Annotated in this window: 20 protein-coding genes and 2 pseudogenes; 18 read left to right on the forward strand and 4 right to left on the reverse strand. The window is 68.5% G+C overall.

Translation table 11 applies throughout. The features are described 5' to 3' along the window. Window positions 1–120: 120 nt before the first annotated feature. Both QFZ52_RS01010 and nadE read right to left on the reverse strand, forming a co-directional pair. The gene (locus QFZ52_RS01010; RefSeq protein WP_307495774.1) at window positions 121–786 is read right to left on the reverse strand and encodes a CG0192-related protein; all 666 of its coding nucleotides are present in this window, start codon (window positions 784–786) and stop codon (window positions 121–123) included. Window positions 787–790: 4 nt separating this feature from the next. After that, window positions 791–1619: pseudogene (gene nadE / locus QFZ52_RS01015) on the reverse strand (ammonia-dependent NAD(+) synthetase). A 263-nt stretch (window positions 1620–1882) separates the two neighbouring features. On the opposite strand from nadE, the gene QFZ52_RS01020 reads away from it, so the two are divergent. From QFZ52_RS01020 to QFZ52_RS01040, 5 genes are all read left to right on the forward strand, one after another. After that, window positions 1883–3250, forward strand: coding sequence for an MFS transporter (locus QFZ52_RS01020; RefSeq protein WP_307495775.1), 1368 nt, complete (start codon window positions 1883–1885; stop codon window positions 3248–3250). 34 nt (window positions 3251–3284) lie between these two features. Further along, a complete protein-coding gene (gene pyrE, locus QFZ52_RS01025) occupies window positions 3285–3854 on the forward strand; it encodes an orotate phosphoribosyltransferase (protein ID WP_066214684.1) in 570 nt (189 codons plus the stop codon). Window positions 3855–3867: 13 nt separating this feature from the next. Continuing rightward, on the forward strand, window positions 3868–4893 hold the full coding sequence (locus tag QFZ52_RS01030) for an alpha/beta fold hydrolase (RefSeq protein ID WP_307495777.1): 1026 nt from the start codon (window positions 3868–3870) through the stop codon (window positions 4891–4893). Window positions 4894–4978: 85 nt separating this feature from the next. After that, window positions 4979–5497, forward strand: coding sequence for a phosphoribosyltransferase (locus QFZ52_RS01035; RefSeq protein ID WP_066214690.1), 519 nt, complete (start codon window positions 4979–4981; stop codon window positions 5495–5497). A 163-nt stretch (window positions 5498–5660) separates the two neighbouring features. Beyond that, window positions 5661–6002 carry a hypothetical protein gene (locus QFZ52_RS01040; protein ID WP_307495778.1) on the forward strand — a complete coding sequence of 114 codons (342 nt, stop codon included), beginning with the start codon at window positions 5661–5663 and terminating at the stop codon, window positions 6000–6002. 71 nt (window positions 6003–6073) lie between these two features. On the opposite strand, the gene QFZ52_RS01045 is transcribed toward QFZ52_RS01040, so the two are convergent. Then, the gene (locus tag QFZ52_RS01045) at window positions 6074–6898 is read right to left on the reverse strand and encodes an HAD-IIA family hydrolase (RefSeq protein ID WP_066214694.1); all 825 of its coding nucleotides are present in this window, start codon (window positions 6896–6898) and stop codon (window positions 6074–6076) included. 182 nt (window positions 6899–7080) lie between these two features. On the opposite strand from QFZ52_RS01045, the gene QFZ52_RS01050 reads away from it, so the two are divergent. The 4 genes from QFZ52_RS01050 to QFZ52_RS01065 all read left to right on the forward strand — a co-directional run bounded on the left by QFZ52_RS01050 (window position 7081) and on the right by QFZ52_RS01065 (window position 10765). Continuing rightward, window positions 7081–8322 (forward strand): hypothetical protein, encoded by a 1242-nt coding sequence (locus QFZ52_RS01050; protein ID WP_307495780.1) that lies wholly within the window; start codon window positions 7081–7083, stop codon window positions 8320–8322. Window positions 8323–8549: 227 nt separating this feature from the next. Continuing rightward, window positions 8550–9155, forward strand: a complete 606-nt coding sequence (locus QFZ52_RS01055) for a TrmH family RNA methyltransferase (protein ID WP_307498616.1) — start codon at window positions 8550–8552, stop codon at window positions 9153–9155. Between the two features lie 162 nt (window positions 9156–9317). Then, complete coding sequence (gene fbaA / locus QFZ52_RS01060; RefSeq protein ID WP_144630119.1) at window positions 9318–10340, forward strand: class II fructose-bisphosphate aldolase; 1023 nt, start codon at window positions 9318–9320, stop codon at window positions 10338–10340. Between the two features lie 2 nt (window positions 10341–10342). After that, window positions 10343–10765: a DUF3151 domain-containing protein gene (locus QFZ52_RS01065; RefSeq protein WP_307495781.1), complete on the forward strand. Its 423-nt coding sequence runs from the start codon at window positions 10343–10345 to the stop codon at window positions 10763–10765. A 94-nt stretch (window positions 10766–10859) separates the two neighbouring features. Here QFZ52_RS01065 and QFZ52_RS01070 read toward each other — a convergent pair whose 3' ends face one another. Continuing rightward, complete coding sequence (locus tag QFZ52_RS01070) at window positions 10860–12434, reverse strand: AMP-binding protein (RefSeq protein WP_307495782.1); 1575 nt, start codon at window positions 12432–12434, stop codon at window positions 10860–10862. Between the two features lie 252 nt (window positions 12435–12686). On the opposite strand from QFZ52_RS01070, the pseudogene QFZ52_RS01075 reads away from it, so the two are divergent. From QFZ52_RS01075 to ngcE, 9 genes and pseudogenes are all read left to right on the forward strand, one after another. Continuing rightward, a pseudogene (locus QFZ52_RS01075) lies at window positions 12687–12791 on the forward strand (hypothetical protein); the annotation flags it as partial. Window positions 12792–12996: 205 nt separating this feature from the next. Then, entirely contained in the window at window positions 12997–13377 is a 381-nt protein-coding gene (locus QFZ52_RS01080) for a hypothetical protein (protein WP_307495783.1), read from the forward strand. Window positions 13378–13380: 3 nt separating this feature from the next. Beyond that, entirely contained in the window at window positions 13381–13926 is a 546-nt protein-coding gene (locus QFZ52_RS01085) for a signal peptidase I (RefSeq protein ID WP_307495784.1), read from the forward strand. Then, complete coding sequence (locus QFZ52_RS01090) at window positions 13923–14681, forward strand: hypothetical protein (RefSeq protein WP_307495785.1); 759 nt, start codon at window positions 13923–13925, stop codon at window positions 14679–14681. Before QFZ52_RS01085 ends, QFZ52_RS01090 begins: the two co-directional genes overlap by 4 nt. A 297-nt stretch (window positions 14682–14978) precedes the next feature. Continuing rightward, window positions 14979–15182 carry a hypothetical protein gene (locus QFZ52_RS01095; RefSeq protein ID WP_307495786.1) on the forward strand — a complete coding sequence of 68 codons (204 nt, stop codon included), beginning with the start codon at window positions 14979–14981 and terminating at the stop codon, window positions 15180–15182. Between the two features lie 90 nt (window positions 15183–15272). Continuing rightward, window positions 15273–16562 carry an adenylosuccinate synthase gene (locus tag QFZ52_RS01100; RefSeq protein WP_307495787.1) on the forward strand — a complete coding sequence of 430 codons (1290 nt, stop codon included), beginning with the start codon at window positions 15273–15275 and terminating at the stop codon, window positions 16560–16562. A gap of 158 nt (window positions 16563–16720) precedes the next feature. Next, on the forward strand, window positions 16721–17176 hold the full coding sequence (locus tag QFZ52_RS01105) for a CoA-binding protein (protein WP_307495789.1): 456 nt from the start codon (window positions 16721–16723) through the stop codon (window positions 17174–17176). A 97-nt stretch (window positions 17177–17273) separates the two neighbouring features. Then, window positions 17274–17672 carry an MmcQ/YjbR family DNA-binding protein gene (locus QFZ52_RS01110; protein WP_307495790.1) on the forward strand — a complete coding sequence of 133 codons (399 nt, stop codon included), beginning with the start codon at window positions 17274–17276 and terminating at the stop codon, window positions 17670–17672. Between the two features lie 629 nt (window positions 17673–18301). Then, window positions 18302–19711: an N-acetylglucosamine/diacetylchitobiose ABC transporter substrate-binding protein gene (gene ngcE, locus QFZ52_RS01115; RefSeq protein ID WP_307495792.1), complete on the forward strand. Its 1410-nt coding sequence runs from the start codon at window positions 18302–18304 to the stop codon at window positions 19709–19711. Window positions 19712–19784: the final 73 nt, after the last annotated feature.

A 19784-nucleotide genomic window follows, 5' to 3' on the forward strand; every position in this document is an offset into this window, starting at 1 on the left:
CGACCCGCAACTACTGAGCACACAAGCCGGTGGAGGCAGCGCCGCTGACCGTCCGGACAGCCCTCAGGCCTGGGTCAAGAGCCCAGCCCGGAGGTGCGGGTTCAACCCTGGGTCGGGTGGTCAGCCCTGGGCCGCGATGACGGCCTCGCCGTTCGCCCAGGTGGCGACGAGCCGGGATCCACCCTGACCAGGAGCCACTCCCGGAGCGGACCCCACACCCGGAACGGACGGCCTGCGGGCCACGAGGAACCGTTCGCCGTCCGTGCCCACCGCGTCGAAGCCGTCCTCGTCCCCGGCGTCCGCCGGCGTCACGTCCGCCGGAGTTCCGCCGGCCGCGGCGCCGGCCGCGGCGTCGGCCACGACGACCCTGACCCGGACGTCCGGTTCGGGCCGCTGGACGACGGTTCCGGCGTCGTCGTGGAGCTCAAGGAGCGCCTGTTCCTGCTCACCGCGGAGTGCTCGGCGCAGCACCTCCTGGCTCACGGGATCGCCGAGGCCGTCGTACACCCAGCGGGTGCCGAGGACGGAGTGTTCCATGGTGCCGATCAGCCGGTCGTCGGCGCCATTCAGGGGCGCTCCGCGATACGTGAGCACCACGTGGAGGACGTCCGAGCCGCGGCGGAGCAGGAATCCTTCGATCCCGACCTCGCCTGCGGGGTCGTCGAAGCGGTAGCTGCCGATCCGCTCGAGTTCGCCGCCGTTGCCGGACCAGGGCTGACGGTCGAGCCAGGGCGCGAGCAGTTCGAGCTTCGAGGGCTTCAGCGTCGCCCGGTGGATGACGGCCACGAGGTCAGCCCTGCTTCCACCACTCGTCGTGGATCGTGACCGGGGTGGTGCGCTTGTGGCGCGTCCTGAGGTACTTCTCCTCGATCGTCGACGCCACGCCCTCGGGCACTTCGCGGCCCTCCAGGTAGTCGTCGATGTCGTCGTAGCTGATGCCTAGTTCGTCCTCGTCGGTGCGGCCCGGCCTTGCCGTCCAGAAGGTCAGCGGTCGGGACCTTCTCCCACACCTGGCGGGGCGCGCCGAGGTGCTCCAGCAGCTGACGGTTCTGGCGCTTGTTCAGACCGAAGAGCGGCAGCACGTCGGCCCCGCCGTCGCCGAACTTGGTGAAGAACCCGGTCACCGATTCGGCGCCGTGGTCCGTTCCGACCACGAGGTAGTTGTGTTCGCCGGCCAGCGCGTACTGCGCCACCATGCGGATGCGGGCCTTCACGTTGCCCTTGTTGAAATCGGAGATCTCGGAGCCCGTGGTCTTCAGGAACTCCTCCTCGACGCCGTCCACACCTGGGCCCACGTTGAAGGTCCATTCCGTGTGAGGGCTGATGAAGGCGAGCGCCGCCTGGGCGTCGTCCTCATCGTGCTGGACGCGGTACGGCAGGCGGACCGCGACGAAGGCGGCGTCCACCCCTTCGAAGGAGAGTTTCTCGACGGCGAGCTGGCAGAGCTTCCCGGCGAGCGACGAGTCGACACCGCCGGAGATGCCGAGCACGAAGCCGTTGGTACGGGTCGCCCGCAGATAGGACGCCAAGAAGTCCACCCGTGCCGCGACCTCCGCCGCGGGGTCGATCTCGGGCTTGACGCCCAATTCTTCGATGATCTGGGCCTGAAGTGCGCGCATACGCCCAGGGTACTCGCACCACGTTTCGCGAGGGTTACACCGCTTCCGTGCGCGTGCCGTGCAGCCGCGGGCTGACCAGGGATGAGCCGAGTGCGCTGAGCCGGGCGCGCCGGGACAAGCTGAACCGGGACGGGCTGCACCGAACGGACTGAGGGGAGACCTCGAACCCTCCCGGGGGCAGAATGGTACGGTCGGCACCCGCCGTCGTTCCCCGGGTCCATCCCGTCCGGGAGCATCGCGCTGCAGAACCGGAGTCCCTCGGCATGAAGACCGGCCCCGCCGCCCAGCGGCTCATTCTCTGGATCACCATCCTGGCGTCCTTCGTCTCGTTCCTGGACGGCAGTGTCATCAACGTCGCGCTGCCGGCCATCGACCGTGAGTTCGGCGGAGGACTGGCGACGCAGCAGTGGGTCGTGGACGCGTACCTCATCACGCTGGGCGCCCTCATCCTGCTGGCGGGTTCGCTCTCGGACGTGCTCGGCAGGATCCTCATCCTGCGGACCGGACTGATCGGCTTCGGAGTGACCTCGCTCGTGTGCGCCTTCGCCCCGACGGCGGAGGTCCTGATCGTGGGCCGCGGCTTCCAGGGCGCGGCCGCGGCGCTCCTGGTGCCCAGTTCGCTGGCGCTCATCACCGCCAACTTCAGCGGACCTGAACGGGCGAAGGCCATCGGTCACTGGACCGCGGGCACGACGGTGGCCTTCATCGCGGGGCCGATCCTGGGCGGCGTCCTGGTGGACACGGTCGGCTGGCGCTCCGTGTTCTGGATCAACGTCCTGCCCATCGCCGTGACGCTCTACCTGCTGGCCGTGCTCGGGATGAAGGACACCCGCGCGCAGGGTGTCCGGATCGACTATGCAGGGGCCGTCCTCTGCGTGCTCGGCCTCGGCGGCCCGGTGTACGCCCTGATCGAGCAGGGGAACCTGGGCTGGGGGAGTCCCGGCATCTGGATCCCGTTCGTCGTGGGCGTGCTGTGCCTGGCGGGTTTCCTCTGGCGTCAGGCGACGGCGAAGCAGCCCCTCATGCCGCTGAGCCTGTTCACGGTGCGCAACTTCGGCGTCGGAAACATCGCCACCACCTTCATCTACGCGGCGCTCTCGATCGGCGGCCTGATCGTGGTGCTCTTCCTGCAGCAGGTGGCGGGATTCCCGGCCACCTTCGCCGCCCTGGCCACGCTGCCCATCAGCATCCTGAACATCGCGCTCTCCAGCTGGTTCGGATCCCTCGCGGGACGTTACGGACCGCGGTGGTTCATGGCCCTGGGCCCGATCCTGGGTGGCGCGGGGTATCTGCTCATGGTCACGACCCGCATGCCGGTGGACTACTGGACCCAGCTGCTGCCGGGCATCCTGCTGTTCGGCTTCGGCCTCTCCGTGACGGTGGCCCCGCTGACGGCGGCGATCCTCGGCTCGGTGTCGGAGGAGCAATCGGGCATCGGCTCAGCGGTGAACAACGCCGTCGCACGGGTGGCCGGTCTGGTGGGCGTTGCCGTGCTCGGTCTCATCGTGGGGCCGACGCTGGACCTCGACGGCTTCCACCGGGTCCTCCTCGTCACGGCGCTTCTGCTGGTGGTGGGCGGTCTGGTCTCCGCGGTGGGCATCCGCAATCCCACCCGTCCAGGAGCCGGCTGACGGCGCGGCCGCCGCCAGTCGATAAACTTCTCGTATGACTGCCCTCGACGCCGCCGCTGCCCGCGCCCGCCTGCTCGACCTCATCAAGGAACTCGCCGTGGTCCACGGCAAGGTGACCCTCTCCAGTGGCAAGGAGGCCGACTACTACGTCGACCTGCGCCGCATCACCCTGCACCACGAGGCCTCCCGCCTGGTGGGCCAGGTCATGCTCCAGCTGCTGGACGACGCCGGCATCGAGTTCGAGACCGCGGGCGGCCTGACCATGGGCGCCGACCCCGTGGGCACCGCGCTCATGCACGCCGCCGGCGACGCGGGCCGCTCCATCGACGCCTTCGTGGTCCGCAAGGCCCAGAAGTCCTACGGCATGGGCCGCCAGGTGGAAGGCCCGGGCGTCGACGGCCGCGATGTCGTGGTCCTCGAGGACACCTCCACCACCGGCGGCTCCGCGCTGACCGCCATCGAGGGCGTCCGCAACGCGGGCGGCAACGTCAAGGCCGTGGCCGTGATCGTGGACCGCAACACCGGCGCCAAGGAAAAGATCGAAGCCGAGGCGGGCGTCCCCTACCTGTTCGCCTTCTCCAAGGATGAACTCGGACTCGACTGATCTCCCGCCTCCTGTGCCCGGGCCTGACGGTCCGGGCACAGGGCGCGACGACGACGGCGCGGCCCGCCGTCGCGATCTCGCGTCCCTGCTGCGCACCGCCGGCCGCATGCGCCGGTTCTCGCGGCGGAGTTTCCTCTGGCTGGGCGGCGCCTCCGCGTTCCTCGCCGCGGATCTCGCCTACACGAGAGCCATCGCCGAGCAGCGACGGCAGACCACCATCCTCACCCTCGGTGACGACGCGCCCGGGGACGCCCCTCCCGACGCGGGCTGGTACCTCCTCCCCGGTTTCAAGACCAGCTGGGACGAGGCCCTGTTCATCCTGACGACCCTCAAACCGGCGATCGGCCGCTGGGGGCGGATGGCGGCGGTCGGCTATTCGAATCTCGGCCTGTCCGTCCATGACGTGGTGGACGCCATCGCCGCGTCGACGCGGGTCCGGGGGATCCGCCACGTGTTCCTCTACGGGCACAGTTTCGGCGGGATGCTCGCGGTGCAGACGGCGGTGCTCCTGTGGGAGCGGCATCAGATCCAGGTGCGGTTCATCCTGCTCGACTCGAGCCCCGCGAGCCGTTATGACGTGCTGGACCAGGACTCGTTCGGCGGCGTGGTCTACAGCTACGAACAGGGCGTGCCGATCCCCACGATCGTCCGCGGCGGGTACGAGCTGGGGGAGCGGATCGTCAACAAACACGAGCGGACCTGGCGGCAGATCCTGGAACAGACGGCCGAGCAGCTGAGCCCGCTGGCGCCGTCGTCGTTCCTCATCCAGAGCGAGGCGGCCTACGTGTATGACTTCGACGTGCGCTCGCTGGCCGAGCGGCTGTCCTACACGAGCCTGGTGTTCATCGGGAATCCCGGGGACGGCACGGTGGACTACTACACGGCCCGGCAGGGCTGGCGGAACGCGTTCCCGTCCCAGCTGCTCAGTTCCGACATCGAGACCCGGGGTGCGGTCCCGGCCCATGCGAGCCCACAGTGGAGCCCGCAGGTGTACCACCCGATCCTCGAGCAGATCATGAATCGCTACTTCCCGCTGTGACCGCAGGCGGGCGCACTGTGACGGGCACACTGTCGCGTTCGGCCCCGACTACCCGCCGGAGCGGGCGCACCGGTAACTTTGGTACATGGCAAACAACCTTGATGATTCCGGGGTGGACGTCCTCCCCGAGCCCGAACGCGAAGTCCTCACCTGGGACACCTTCGGCGACGCGTCGCGTGAGCTGGCCCAGACCGTGGTGGACAGCGGGTTCCAGCCGGACGTGGTGGTGGCGATCGCCCGCGGCGGCCTGCTCCTGGCCGGGTCCATCGCCTACGCCCTCGGGGCCAAGGCCTGTGGCGCCCTGAACGTGGAGTTCTACACCGGGATCGGCACCGTGCTGCCGGAGCCCGTGGTGCTGCCGCCCATGCTGGACGAGGGCGCGCTGAGCGGCAAGAAGGTGCTCCTGGTGGACGACGTCTCCGACTCCGGCCGCACCCTGGCCAAGGTGGTCGACCTGATCGGTGACTGGGGCGCCGAGGTCAAGACCGTCTGCCTCTACACCAAGCCCCGCACTATCCTGGCGCCGGACTTCGAGTGGCGCCGCACGGACAAGTGGATCACCTTCCCGTGGTCCTCCCTGCCCCCGGTCGAGCCGACGGTCTGACCGCTGGGTTCAAGCCTCTGAGCACCGGGCCTCTGAGCACTGGGCCTCTGAGCACTGGGCCTCAGAGCACGACGGCGGGCCGGCCTCCGGTCCGCCGTCGCGCTCTCACGAGCGCATCTCTCATGAGCACATCCCTGACGAACTCATCCCTGAGGAGGGCGGTATGAGCATTTCCGGGCAGCCCCTGCCGAACGGCGTGATCCCGTACGTCGAGTACCACCAGGGGGAGCGGCGCCTGCTGACCCTTCAGGTGACCACTCAGAACGTGATGGCCTCGGGCCGGTTCCGGCCGGTGGTGAGCATCGACGGGCGCAGTTACGTGGTGTTCTGGGGGTACATGACCTTCGAGATCCCGGCGGACCGGTCCTGCCACGTCAGCGTATATGTCCAGGCCGACTACATGACGCAGACGGCCTCCCTGCTGCTGCCCCCGGGGCGGGACGTCACACTCGCCTATGCGACCGACTTCGCCACGGGCCTGGGCAGGCTGGGGCCCGCGGCCTGAGCCGTCCCGGACAGCCCGGCGCGAGTCGGCCCGGCCGGCTCAGATCCCGCACGGCCCAGATCCGGCCCGGCTCAGATCTGGTCGACAAGCGCCGCGACGCTCGTGAGGACCTGGTTGGGCCGGAACGGGTAGGAGCTGATCTCGTCGCTCCGGGTGATGCCGGAGAGCACGAGCACCGTGTGCAGGCCGGCCTCCATGCCCGCCACGATGTCGGTGTCCATGCGGTCGCCGATCATGGCCGTGGTCTCGGAGTGGGCGTCGATGCGGTTCATGGCCGAGCGGAACATCATCGGATTGGGCTTGCCCACGATGTACGGTTCGCGGCCCGTGGCTTTGGTGATGAGCGCGGCGATGGCGCCCGTGGCCGGCATGGGGCCTTCCTTCGAGGGGCCGGTGGCGTCCGGGTTGGTCGCGATGAACCGCGCGCCCGCCAGGATGAGGCGGATGGCCATGGTGATCGCTTCGAAGGAGTAGGTCCGGGTCTCGCCGAGCACCACGAAGTCCGGGTCCTGATCGGTGAGGATGAAGCCTGCCTCGTGGAGCGCCGTCGTCAGTCCGGCCTCACCGATCGTGTAGGCGCGGTTGCCGCTGTCCGAGCTGTGCACCTGCTCCTTCAGGAACTGGGCGGTGGCCAGCGCGGAGGTCCAGATGTTCTCCTCGGGCACCTCCAGGCCGGAGGACGCCAGGCGGGCGGCCAGGTCACGCGGCGTGAAGATGGAGTTGTTGGTCAGGACGAGGAAGCGCTTGGAGGTGTCCACCCAGCGCTGGATCAGTTCCGCGGCTCCGGGGATGGCGTGATTCTCGTGAACCAGCACGCCGTCCATGTCGGTGAGCCAGCATTCGATCTCCTGACCGCTCCGGTGATTGCGCAAGGGACTGCGTTCGGCGTCGCTCATGATTCCTCCTCAGATGGGCCTGTCTCCACTCTACGTTCCGCCCCCGGTCTGAACAGAACGTGAAATCCGCGTCATGACTGGCGCGACAGCCCGGAATGTGGCGAAATTGGATAGAGTTCCCCAGTGAATCCAACGTCTTGATTTAATAGGTCTCATCACTCCTCCTCCTGAAAAGACTTCCCATGGACCCGAATAACGAATCTGAACAGCCGCCCACCGGCAGCACCCGCCCCCTGGACCCCCGGGATGTCCCCGGCCGGCCCGGCCAGAATCCGCAGCAGTACCCCGGCGGCCAGTACCCGGGTGCCCAGAACCAGGGTGCCCAGAACCAGGGCAACCCGTATCCCGGCCAGCAGAACCCGTACCCGGGAGGCGGACAGCAGCAGAACCCGTACCCGGGAGCCTCCTATCCCGGTCAAGGCCAGCAGCAGCCCTACCCCCAGCAGCCGGGCCAGCAGCAGCCGGGCCAGCAGCAGTCCTTCCAGGTGCACATCCCCGAAGAGGAGGACCACACGGTCCTTCGCAACGGGCTGCCGCCGGTGCCGCCGCCCCCGGCGTCCGGCAACCGCAAGACCCTGGCGATCGTGCTCGGCAGCATCGCCGCGGCACTCGTCGTGGTGCTCGTGGTCGTGTTCGCCTGGCTCGTGCCGGCGCTGTCCGGCAACAAGGAGCCGCGCGCCGTCGACACCGCCTCCCAGCAGAGCACCCCGGAATCCACCCCCGAGGAGACCCCGTCGGAGCAGCCCTCCGAGGAGCCGTCTCCCGAGGACACGGCCGCCCCGGTGGTCACCCCGCCGGCCGGCGCCATCCCGCTCCCGGAGGAGTGGAAGGTCTACAAGAGCCCGGACAACGCTCCGGTGGACGGCGACACGAAGTTCAGCCGTTTCGTCACGGGTGAGTCGAGCTTCGCCCGCCTGAAGGAATGGTCCACGGACGTCAGCCTCGGCATCACCAAGGATCCGGAGAGCGGCCAGGAGATGCAGCGGGCCGCCGCGGGCACCAACCAGCTCGACTCGGACGGGCTGTCAGTCGCGTTCTCCTTCTTCGCGGAATCCGAATCGCAGAAGTACGGCTCCGATCCAGCCAAGATCAAGGGCCTCATCAAGCAGCTGGAGACCAAGCTCGCCGGGATGTCGCAGGATCAGCTGGCCTCCGTGGTGGTCGGCCACAAGTGCGCCTCGGACTTCCGCACCACCAAGCCGGAGATCCGGTCCTTCCTCCGCGGCCTGGCCGTGGTGGTCGGCTTCGAGTGCAAGACCTCCGGCGGCGACGCGATCCAGGGCGTCAACCTCTTCACCATCACCCCCTGGGGCACGCCGCAGCTGCTCGGGGTGAGCGGTCACCAGAGCTACTGGGATCAGCACCCGGGTCTCATGGCGGAGCTGGCCAACTCCTTCCGCATCAACAAGTGGCGGATGCCCTGATCGGCCCACCCGTCACGGCCGGTCCCGTCTGAGACCGGCACTCCGCGCAGAGCCCGGGCCGTCGGTCCGGGCTCTGCGCGTCCCACTACAGTTGAAGAGTGACTGAACAGACCTCCGGCGACCACGGCCTGCCCGCCTCCCCTCAGGACACGGACGACGACGCCGGGGCGCGCGCCGTAGTCGGGCCGGATGCCGAGGGTGCGCCGGAGGCCGTCGCGGCGCCGGAAGTGGGCGTCGGGCCGTGGGAGGGGCCTTGGCCGGAGGGGGACCACTGGGACCTTGAACTCCTGGAGCACGGGGACCGGCGCAATGTGCTGGATCAGTACCGGTACTGGAAGCACGACGCGATCGTGGCCGAGCTCGACACCCGGCGGCATGACTTCCACGTGGCGATCGAGAACTGGCAGCACGATCTGAACATCGGGACCGTGGTCCGCACCGCCAACGCCTTCCTGGCCAAGGAGGTCCACATCATCGGGCGCCGCCGCTGGAACCGCCGCGGGGCGATGGTGACCGACAAGTACCAGCACATCCGGCACCACCCCACGGTCGACGATTTCGTGGCCTGGGCTCAGGGCGAAGGACTCACGATCCTCGGGGTGGACATCTTCCCGGATTCCGTGCCGCTGGAGACCTACGAGCTGCCGAAGAACTGCGTCCTGGTGTTCGGCCAGGAGGGTCCGGGCCTCTCCGAGGAGGTCCACCGGGCGGCGGAGGCCACGCTGTCGATCGAGCAGTTCGGCTCCACCCGGTCCATGAACGCCGCCTCGGCCGCGGCGATCGCCATGCACGCGTGGGTGCGCCGCCATGTGTTCGGGCAGCACGTGTCCTGACCCGGCCCCCGGGCCCGGGCAGTGCCTCGCGTCATGATCCGGGCCACATTCCATGCCCGCGTGCTTGCTGGCTAGGATGGGTTCAGTCACGCGGAAATAGCGCGAATCGGTCGGCACCATCCCTGCTGTCCGGCCCATCCCGTTGCATCACCAGGAGTCAGCATGCCTATCGCAACCCCGGAAATCTACGCCGACATGATCGACCGTGCCAAGGCAGGCGGCTTCGCCTACCCGGCCGTGAACGTCACCTCCTCGCAGACCCTCAACGCGGCCCTCCGTGGTTTCGCCGAGGCCGGCTCTGACGGCATCATCCAGGTCTCCACCGGTGGCGCGGCCTACTGGTCCGGCGCCTCCGTCAAGGACATGGTGGCCGGTTCCCTCGCCTTCGCGGCCTTCGCCCGCGAAGTGGCCAAGAACTACGACATCAACATCGCCCTGCACACGGATCACTGCCCCAAGGACAAGCTGGACGGTTTCGTCCTGCCGCTGCTCGCAGCCTCGGAGGCCGAGGTCAAGGCCGGCCGCGACCCGCTCTTCAACTCCCACATGTGGGACGGCTCCCACGAGGAGCTCGGCGAGAACCTGCGCATCGCCCGTGAGCTCCTGGACCGCACCGCGGCCGCCAAGATGATCCTCGAGGTCGAGATCGGCACCGTCGGCGGCGAAGAGGACGGTGTGGAGAACGAGATCAACGAGAAGCTCTACACCACCACCGAGGACGCCCTGGCGACCATCGAGGCCCTGGGCTCCGGCGAGAACGGCCGCTACATCACGGCCCTCACCTTCGGCAATGTGCACGGCGTGTACAAGCCGGGCGGCGTGAAGCTGCGTCCCGAGCTGCTGAAGAAGATCCAGGAAGAGGTCGGCGCCAAGATCGGCAAGGCCAGCCCGTTCGACCTGGTCTTCCACGGCGGCTCCGGCTCCTCCGAGCAGGAGATAGCGGACGCCGTCTCCTACGGTGTCATCAAGATGAACGTGGACACGGACACCCAGTACGCCTTCACCCGTCCGGTGGCCGGCCACATGTTCAGCAACTACGACGGTGTGCTGAAGGTCGACGGCGAGATCGGCAACAAGAAGGCCTACGACCCGCGCGTCTGGGGCGCCTCCGCCGAGGCCGGCATGGCGGCCCGCATCGTCGAAGCCGCTCAGCAGCTCGGTTCCGCCGGCAAGAGCGGCAAGTAAGCATGTCCGACGAATTCCGTTCGAACCTCCTGGGGCCCGAGCCCACGAAGCTGCCGGCCGAGACCGAGGTGTACCAGCACCTCGCCCTCGGCGCGCACCCTCAGGAGCTCGTGGCGAAGTACCCGGCGTCGTCCCTGCTCTGGGCCCTCGCGGCCGAGCAGGCCTGGACTGAAGGCCGGACCGTCGAGTCCTACGCGTTCGCCCGCGTGGGATACCACCGCGGTCTGGACGCCCTGCGCCGCAACGGCTGGCGCGGCGCCGGTCCCATCCCGTGGGAGCACGAGCCGAACCAGGGCTTCCTCCGGGCGCTCTACGCCCTGGGACGCGCCTCCGCAGCGATCGGTGAGCCCGACGAGCCGGAGCGGATCTCGACGTTCCTGAACGACTCGGACCCCACGGCGAAGGCGGCCATCGAGGCCCTCTGAGCTTCGGTTGGGCTGTACGACGACGGCGGGCGCCTTTCGCACGAAAGGCGCCCGCCGTCGTCGTACCCGCCCTCAGCCCTCCTGCTGAGTCCGCTCAGGCCTTCCGCAGCTCGCGTCGCAGGATCTTCCCGGACGCCGACTTCGGGATCGCGTCCAGGAACTCGACCTGCCGGACCTTCTTGTGCGGCGCGACGTGGGCCGCCACGAACTCCATGACCGCGGCGGCGTCGAGTTCCGAACCGGGCTGCCGCACGACGAACGCCTTGGGCACCTCCTGGTGGTCCTCGTCGAAGGCGCCGACCACCGCGACGTCGGCGACCTCCGGGTGCGTGAGCAGCAGGGCCTCCAGCTCGGCCGGCGGGATCTGATAGCCCTTGTACTTGATGAGCTCCTTGAGCCGGTCGACGATGCTGACCACGCCGGTGGAGGAGACCGTGGCGATGTCCCCGGTGTGCAGGAAGCCGTCGGAGTCGAGGGTCTCCGCCGTCGCTTCAGGGAGGTTCAGGTACCCGACCATGACGTTGGGCCCGCGGCAGAGCAGATGACCCGGTTCGCTCACGCCCTCGGCCGGCGGGTCGATGTCCTCCCCGGTGGCCAGGTCCACGATCCGGATGTCCATGTTCGGCACCGTGTAGCCGCAGCTGCCCAGCGGCACGCCTTCCGCCGAGCGGGGGATCAGGTGGGAGACGGGGCTCATTTCGCTCATGCCGTAGCCCTGCAGCATCGTGCAGCCGAGGCGTTCCGCGACGGCATGGCCCAGTTCCTCATCCAGCGGCGCGGCCCCGGACAGGGCGGTGTGGACGCTGGAGAGGTCGTAGTCCGCCACGAGGGGGTGCTTCGCCAGGGCCACGGCCACGGGAGGGGCGATGAAGAGGTACGTCACGCGGTGCTCCTGGATGATGCGCAGGAACTCCGTGAGGTCGAACTTGGGCATTGTGACGAGCTGCGCCCGTTCGGCGAGGGCCAGGTTCAGCAACACGGTCATCCCGTAGATGTGGAAGAACGGGAGCAGCGCCAGCAGCACGTCGTCGCGGTCGACCTCCAGCAGCGCCCGGCTCTGCTGGACGTTGGCCACCAGGTTGCGGTGCGTGAGCATGACGCCCTTGGGCTTGCCGCTCGTGCCGGAGGAGAAGGGCAGTGCCGCGATGTGGGTGGCGGGGTCGAGGTGCACCTCGGGTGCCGGGTGGCCGGCGGTCAGCACGTCCTTGAGCGACGGGTGTCCCGGAGCACCGTCGAGGACCACGAGGCGTTCCGCGGGGATGCCCTGATGGGCCGCGGCGGCTTCGGCGCGCTCCAGGAACGGCGAGATCGTGAAGAGCCAGCCGGCCCCGGCGTCCTCGAGCTGATGACCCACTTCGTCGGCCGTGTAGAGCGCATTGATGGTGGTGGCGGCGGCGCCGGCGCGGAGGATCCCGTGGAACACGGCGGCGAAGGCCGGGATGTTGGGGGAGAAGAGCCCCACCACATCTCCCGGCCGCACGCCATGGGCGGCCAGATAGCCCGCGACCGCGTCGATCTGTGCCACGAGCGTCCCGTAGTCGGTCTCGGCGCCGGTGGTCCCGTCGACCAGGGCGATCCGCGCCCGGTCCTTGTCATCCAGTGAGCCGAAAAGGTAGTCATAAACGCTCACATCGGGGATGTCGACGTCGGGGAACGGGCTGCTGAACACGGTGCCTCCTGCGTGCCGGTACCAGGCGCCGTCAGGGCCGCGGTGCCTTGGTTACCGGTCAGTATGGGTGATCGCAGCGGAAATGGCGAGAGGTCCAGACCGGCCCGGGCGTGCGACTTGACAGATGTCAGATCGCAATCTGCTACCCGTTGACACGGTGTGCCCCCGATGGTCCACTGAAAAGAGCACTGCATGGCAGCAGTAGGGGGCCGGGTGCTTTTCATCACTCAACTGCTATGACAAGGCATCACCATGGAGAATCAGTCCACCACTCGTCCATTCCGTTCCCGGAAGGCCCGCGCCATCCTGGCCGGAGGTCTCGTTCTGGGAGTAGGCGCGGTCTTCACGCTCGCCGCCTGGACCGACAATGAATGGGTCTTCGGCCAGAACGACGCAGGCACCGGCGGCCCGGGGACCAAGACGTACCACATGGAGCAGAACACCTGGACCGGGACCGCGGGCGCCGCGGCCTGGAGCGACCAGGGCGCCAAGAACGGCGGGGCTCTGACGTTCGCCGTCAACGCGGACAAGCCTCGTCCCGGGCAGTACGGTCTACGCGCCGATGCAGCTTCGCGCGGCAGTGGGCTCCGAAGCGCTGACCGCCACCCTCGCCGAGGGTGTGCAGGCCACTCCCGTGGTGGACCCCACGAACAACTCGGCGCTCTACGCTGCTCTGACCTACTCGGCCAAGTCCGGCGTCACCAAGGCCCAGTGCAACGCCGCCGGCTTCAGCGGCAACGGCGCGGTCCTGGTCGCCGCCGGTCAGCCACTGACCGCCACTTCGGCCACCCCGATCAGCCTGCCGGCCGGCCCGGATGCCGTCACGGCCGGCACCGGAGTGGACGTCTGCCTGGCGATCACGCTGCCGACCACCGCGGATCCGACGCTCCAGGGCAAGAAGACCACCCCGCTCTGGCGCTTCACCAGCACCGTCGGTTCCTGATCGGTGCTGACGCGCAGCATCAGGACGGTCCGCGAAGTTCTTCTGAGCGTCGCGGCCGTCCTGGGCCTGTTGTGTCTGCTGTCCGTCCTGGCGGCCCTGCTGTGCGGTGCGGGATTCGTGGTGTTCCGGACCGGTTCCATGGAACCGGAGTACCCGGTGGGCGCCCTGTCCCTCACGGTCCGGGTTCCCGCTGACCAACTCAAGCCCGGGGAGGTGGCCTCCGTGACGCGTCAGGGCACGAAGACCCTGGTCACGCACCGCGTGGTCTCCGTGACGCCCGAGCCCGGCGCGGGGAAGGGCGCGGCGACCCTGGTGCTCAAGGGAGATGCCAACGGCTCTCAGGACCCGTTGCCGTACCAGGTGATGTCTGCGCAGCGCGTGGTCTTCACGGTCCCTGTCCTGGGATCCTGGGTCATGGCCACCCGTGGCCCGTGGTTCCTGGGCGCCGCCACGCTGGTGATCGCCGCCTTGGTGACCTGGGCCTTCTGGCCGCACCGGGAGCCGCGGCACCGCGGAGGGCAGCAGGCGGGTCCTCAGGAGTCGTCATGAGACGGGCCGGCCGCCGCGCCGCACTGCTCCTCGCGCGTCTCCTGCTCGCGACCCTGGCCCTGGCCTCCGGGGGCGCGGCGGCGAGCGGCGCGGACCAGGGACCGGTCTTCACGCCGGTCCCGGAGACGGGCGCGCAGGGGCATCTCCAGCTCGCGTCCTCGCCGTATCCGTTGCTCTTCCCTTCGTTGCGTCCGGGCCAGCAGTACAGCTGGCAGCTACGGCTACGAGTGGCCGACGGCGACCCTGCGGGAACCGCTCTGCGGCTCAGTGCCACGGGTGCGCTCGCGGCCACCGGGGGATATCTGGTCACGGTGCGCGAGTGCTCGGAGCCCTGGAACGGGGCGAGCGGCGTGGGCGCCGAACTCCGCTGCCCGGCGCCTCCCGTGCTCCGCGTCGACCGCCAGGCGCTGAAGACGGTGGACCCGCAGACCAGCGTGACCCTGGCTGGTCTGCCCCGCGGGCAGGATTCGTACCTGGCGGTCACCTTGGAGGCGCCGCACGGGACTCCGGCGGCTCCGCCGGGCAGCCTGCGGCTCGGTCTCGGGGTCACCGCGCAGTCGGCGGACGACGCCGGGCCCACCTCGCCGACGGACGGTCACCTGGGCGAGACGGGCTTCGAGGGGAGCCGCTTCGCGCTGCTGGGCGGCGGGGCGCTGCTGGCGGGCGCCGCCCTGTGGGCGGCGTTCCGGCGGGTTCCGGCCGCGGTGAGCAGGGGAGAAGGACACGACAAGGAGAAGGACGGAGGAGCATCGTGAGGAGGAAGGGCGGGATCGCCGCAGCGCTGGCCGCGTGCGCCGTCGTCGTCTCCGCCGTGCCCGCCTCCGCCGCGTGGAGTGACCATGAGTGGACCGCGGGCGCCGGGATCGGGACGTACACGGTGCCGCCGGCCACTCTCACCAAGGCGTGCGCCTACAACGCAGGGATCGCGGGGCTCGGCGCCAAGGTCATCATCTACTGGAAGCCGCCGGCCGGGTTCACCCTGACCGATGCGACCGTTTATGCCTCGCAGAGTGGTCTCGGGTCGGCGCTGGCTCCGCTGACGGGGTTTCTCCATGACGTCGAACACCACCGGCACCACTGCGGAATACACCACCAGCGTCCCGGTGAACCTCCTCGGCGGTCTCCTGGGCCTGGGCACCGATCTGGAGCTGGCGATCGTCATCAACAGCGGCACCTGGCCTTCCGTGCCGGTCAAGGTCCGCGCCAATCCGGGCCTCGTGGGAGGCCTGGGCGGGTCCTGCACGAACATCGGCTGACCGTCGTGAAGCGGCCCGATGCGGGCTGTCGGCCCCGGTCGACTAAGCTGGGTAGGTCAACGCCCCTGCCGAATCCTCGGGGAGGATCTAATGCCAGCAATCGTGATCGTCGGAGCCCAGTGGGGCGATGAAGGCAAGGGAAAGGCCACCGACCTCCTGGGCGGGCGCGTGGATTACGTGGTCAAGCCCAACGGCGGCAACAACGCCGGCCACACGGTCGTGGTGAACGGTGAGAAGTACGAGCTCAAGCTCCTTCCCGCCGGCATTCTCAGCCCCAACGCCATCCCGGTGATCGGCAACGGCTGCGTGGTGAACCTCGAGGCCCTCTTCCAGGAGATCGACGGCCTGGAAGCCCGCGGCGCGGACACCTCCCGCCTCCGCGTCTCCGCCAACGCCCACCTCGTGGCCCCCTACCACCAGGTGCTGGACAAGGTCACCGAACGCTTCCTCGGCAAGCGCGCCATCGGCACCACGGGCCGCGGCATCGGCCCCGCCTACATGGACAAGGTGGCCCGTCTCGGCCTCCGTGTCCAGGACGTCTTCGACGAATCGATCCTCCGCCAGAAGGTGGAAGGCTCCCTGCACCAGAAGAACCAGCTCCTGGTGAAGGTCTACAACCGCCGCGCCGTGGAAGTGGAGGAGATCGTGCAGTACTTCCTCTCCTTCGCCGAGCGCCTGCGCCCCCTGATGATCGACTCGACCTATGAGCTGAACAAGGCCCTGGATGAGGGCAAGGTGGTCCTCATGGAGGGCGGCCAGGCCACCTTCCTGGACGTGGACCACGGCACCTACCCGTTCGTGACCTCGTCCAACCCCACCGCGGGCGGCGCGTCCGTCGGCTCCGGCATCGGGCCCACGCGCATCTCCCGGTCGATCGGCATCATCAAGGCGTACACCACGCGTGTGGGCGCCGGCCCGTTCCCCACCGAGCTGTTCGACGACATGGGTCTCTACCTGCAGAAGACCGGCGGCGAATTCGGCGTGAACACCGGCCGTCCGCGTCGCTGTGGCTGGTACGACGCCGTGCTGGCCCGTCATGCCTCCCGCGTCAACGGCTTCACGGACTACTTCCTCACCAAGCTGGACGTCCTCACGGGCATCGAGCAGATCCCGGTCTGCGTGGCTTACGACGTCGACGGTGTCCGTCACGACGAGATGCCGATGACCCAGACGGATTTCCACCACGCGAAGCCCATCTTCGAGTACTTCCCCGGCTGGACCGAGGACATCAGCGGCGCCAAGACCCTGGACGACCTCCCGGAGAACGCCCGCAACTACGTCCTCGCGCTGGAGCGCCTCTCCGGCACCCGTTTCTCCGCCATCGGCGTGGGCCCGGATCGCGAGCAGACCATCGTCGTCCACGACCTGATCGAGGACTGACCTCCTCAGCACCCTTGGAGGGGTGCGCTTTCCCCCGCGGCTTAGACACGCCTCTGCGCTCGTTCCTCGCTGCGAGGCGCGATGCGCCGCTTCCGGGAAAGTGCACCCCTCCAGCCGTCTGCCGAGCCGGCTTCGCGCAAAGGTCTTAGGCTAGGGGCATGGCACACGTCAACGATCCCGCCGTCATCGAGAAGCTCATCACCACGAAGGGCCGCTGGGCCGTGGTCGGGCTGAGCACCAACGAATGGCGCGCCGCCTATGACGTCTCCCTCACCGTCCGCGACCGCATGGGGATGGAGATCATCCCCATCAACCCCAAGGGCGAGGACGTCCACGGCGAGAAGGGTTACACGCTGCTCTCCGAAGTGCCGGGCCAGGTGGACGTGGTGGAATGCTTTGTGAACTCCGAACGCGTCGGCGCGGTCGTCGATCAGGCCATCGAGACCGGTGCCAAGGCGGTCTGGATGCAGCTCGGCGTCGTGGACGAGGCCGCCGCCGAACGCGCGGAGGCCGCCGGGCTGGACGTCATCATGAACGAGTGCCCGGACCGGGTGCTGCACCGCTGGGCCCAGGAGGGCCGGCGTCTGGACACGGACGGCGCCGCGACGGCCTGAGCGCCCCGCACACGCACGCACGACGACGGCGGGCGGCCCCGGCGTCGTCGCACACGGTTGAGAGCCGCACACGGCGGCCTGGCGAGGAGGAGCGGACATGGACGCCCGTGAGCTGCGCGAATTCTGCCTGGGGTTCCCGGGCGCGGTGGAGGACTTCCCGTTCGACCCGGACACGTCGGTCTTCAAGGTCGCGTCCGAGGTGGAGGGCGCCCGGCATCCGGCGAAGATGTTCGCCTTGACGCGGCTGCGCGCCGTCCCGCTCTCCGTGAGCCTGAAGTGTGATCCCGTGCTGGCCCTGCAGTTGCGGGCGGGCTATCCCCAGATCACCGGGGCCTGGCACTTGAACAAGAAGCACTGGAACGGCGTGCTCCTGGACGGGCTGCCGGATGAGCTGCTGCGGAACATGATCGAGGATTCGTATGACCTCGTCGTGTCCGGGCTGAGCCGTCGCCAGCAGGAACAGCTGAGCTGGAAGGGCCTGGTCGAGCGCGGTTGACCGGGCGCTCTTGCGGGCTTTCCGGCCGGGGCGACGGGCCAGACGGTCGGGCAGGGTGGCGGGGCCGGACCGGGCAACAGGGACGCCCTGGGCCGGACCCCACCACTTCTCCCAGGACCAGGTCCCGGGCACCGGGTGACCGCCTCCTAAAACAGTCGCCCTGTCACCCGCGGAGGGAATCCCCCGATTCCCGTCCGCAGGCGCGCAGCACGCGCTCCGGGGGGCTACCCCTGAGACCGCCGTGCCGCGTACTGTGCAGGTTAGCGCCGAGTGGAGAGCCCACCCCCAAGTAGTGACTACTCGATTCTCGACGGCGTCACGGGCCGTACCCGGTCCGTGACCGGCCGCCGATCCGGGCCGGATCGTGGTCCGGGGCGGGGGAATGGGGAGCTGATCTGCGGCGATCCTCGTGAGGGCGCCCAGCCGAGTGGGGCTCCGAAACCTCGCGGACCCCTGGCGGTTATGAAATCGCAATGAAAGAAGTTGATCAAAACTCCCGGGAAATATTGCGTTTCGCTCAAAGATGGTGTTGCATATCACACAGACGCGGGTCTGCTTGGATCCAGGTCACGCTGGTCGAAGTCGCAGATGACCCGCCCAGTTCCTTTGAGTCATCGGAAGGTAACGATATGAAAATGCAGAATCAGCCGTTCGCGCGGCGTGGATTCCTCCGGGGGGCGCTCGCCACGGCCGCGGTCATCCCCATGGGTGGCGCATTGGCTTCCTGCGCATCCGGCGGCGACAGCGCCGCTCCGGCCGCCACGGGCAACGTCTCTGCAACGAACCCCTTCGGCCTGGCGGACAAGGCCACGGTCGACGCGGTGATCTTCAAGGGTGGCTACGGTGTGGACTACGTGGAGTTCGCCGCCAAGACCGCTGAGAAGAAGTTCTCCGGCAGCACCTTCAGGGTCTCGGCCTCCTCCGCGATCTCCGCGGAACTGCAGCCGCGTTTCGCCGGTGGCAACCCGCCGGACCTGATCGACAACTCGGGTGCACAGTCCATCGGCATCTCCACCATCCTGGACCAGCTCGAGGACCTCAAGTCCGTCGTGGACGCCAACAACTACGAGGGCACCAAGATCTCCGACACCCTGTACGAAGGCGTGCTCGCTCCGGGCACCTTCGGTGACAAGGTCGCGGCGATCAACTACGTCCTCACCGTCTACGGTCTCTGGTACTCCGCTTCCCTCTTCAAGGAGAACGGCTGGACTGTTCCGAAGACCTGGGACGAGGCGTTCGAACTCGGCGAGAAGGCCAAGGCCAAGGGCAAGTTCCTGTTCCTGTGGGGCAAGGAAGCCGCCACGTACTACCAGGAACTCGCCTTCGCCTCCGCGATCAAGGAAGGCGGCCAGGACGTCCGCCTGAATATCGAGAACCTGAAGCCGGGCGCCTGGAAGCAGGACGCCATCATGAAGGTGTTCAAGGCTCTCGAGAAGCACGTCAAGGCCGGGCACTTCAAGCCGGGCGGCTCGGGCACGCAGTTCACCGCGGCGCAGGCCCAGTGGTCGAACTCGCAGGAAGCGCTGCTGTACCCGTCCGGTTCCTGGATCGAAAACGAAATGAAGGACCAGACCAAGGCGGACTTCCAGATGACCGGCACCCCGGTGCCCACGGTCACCTCCGGGTCCAAGCTCCCGTTCGAGGCGCTGCACTCCGGCGCCGGTGAGCCCTTCATCGTCCCGTCCCAGGCCAAGAGCGTCGCCGGCGGCAAGGAACTGCTGCGGGCCATGCTCTCCAAGGAGGCCGCCACCAACTTCGCCAAGACGAAGCTCTCGCCCACCGTCGTCAAGGGCACCGTTCCCGCGGACGGCTTCGGTTCCACGGCACTGGTCTCCCAGACGAAGATGCTCGACGCCGCCGGTAAGAACGTCTTCAACTGGCAGGTCTTCGACCTGTACGGCACCAACAAGGACCAGCTGGTCGTGTGGAACGCCTTCCTCGATGGCAAGAGCTCCGCTGACGAGCTGGCCGACGCACTGCAGAAGATCTCGGACAAGGTCGCTGCCGATACCTCCATCAAGAAGGTTGAAATCAAGTGACCCTGCCTGTTCCGGGCACCACCACGGGCGGCGGCCTCCAGGCCGCCGCCCCGCGGCGGCGGAAGGCGCTCAC

This window comes from Arthrobacter woluwensis (genome assembly GCF_030816155.1).
Taxonomy (GTDB): domain Bacteria; phylum Actinomycetota; class Actinomycetes; order Actinomycetales; family Micrococcaceae; genus Arthrobacter_E; species Arthrobacter_E woluwensis_A.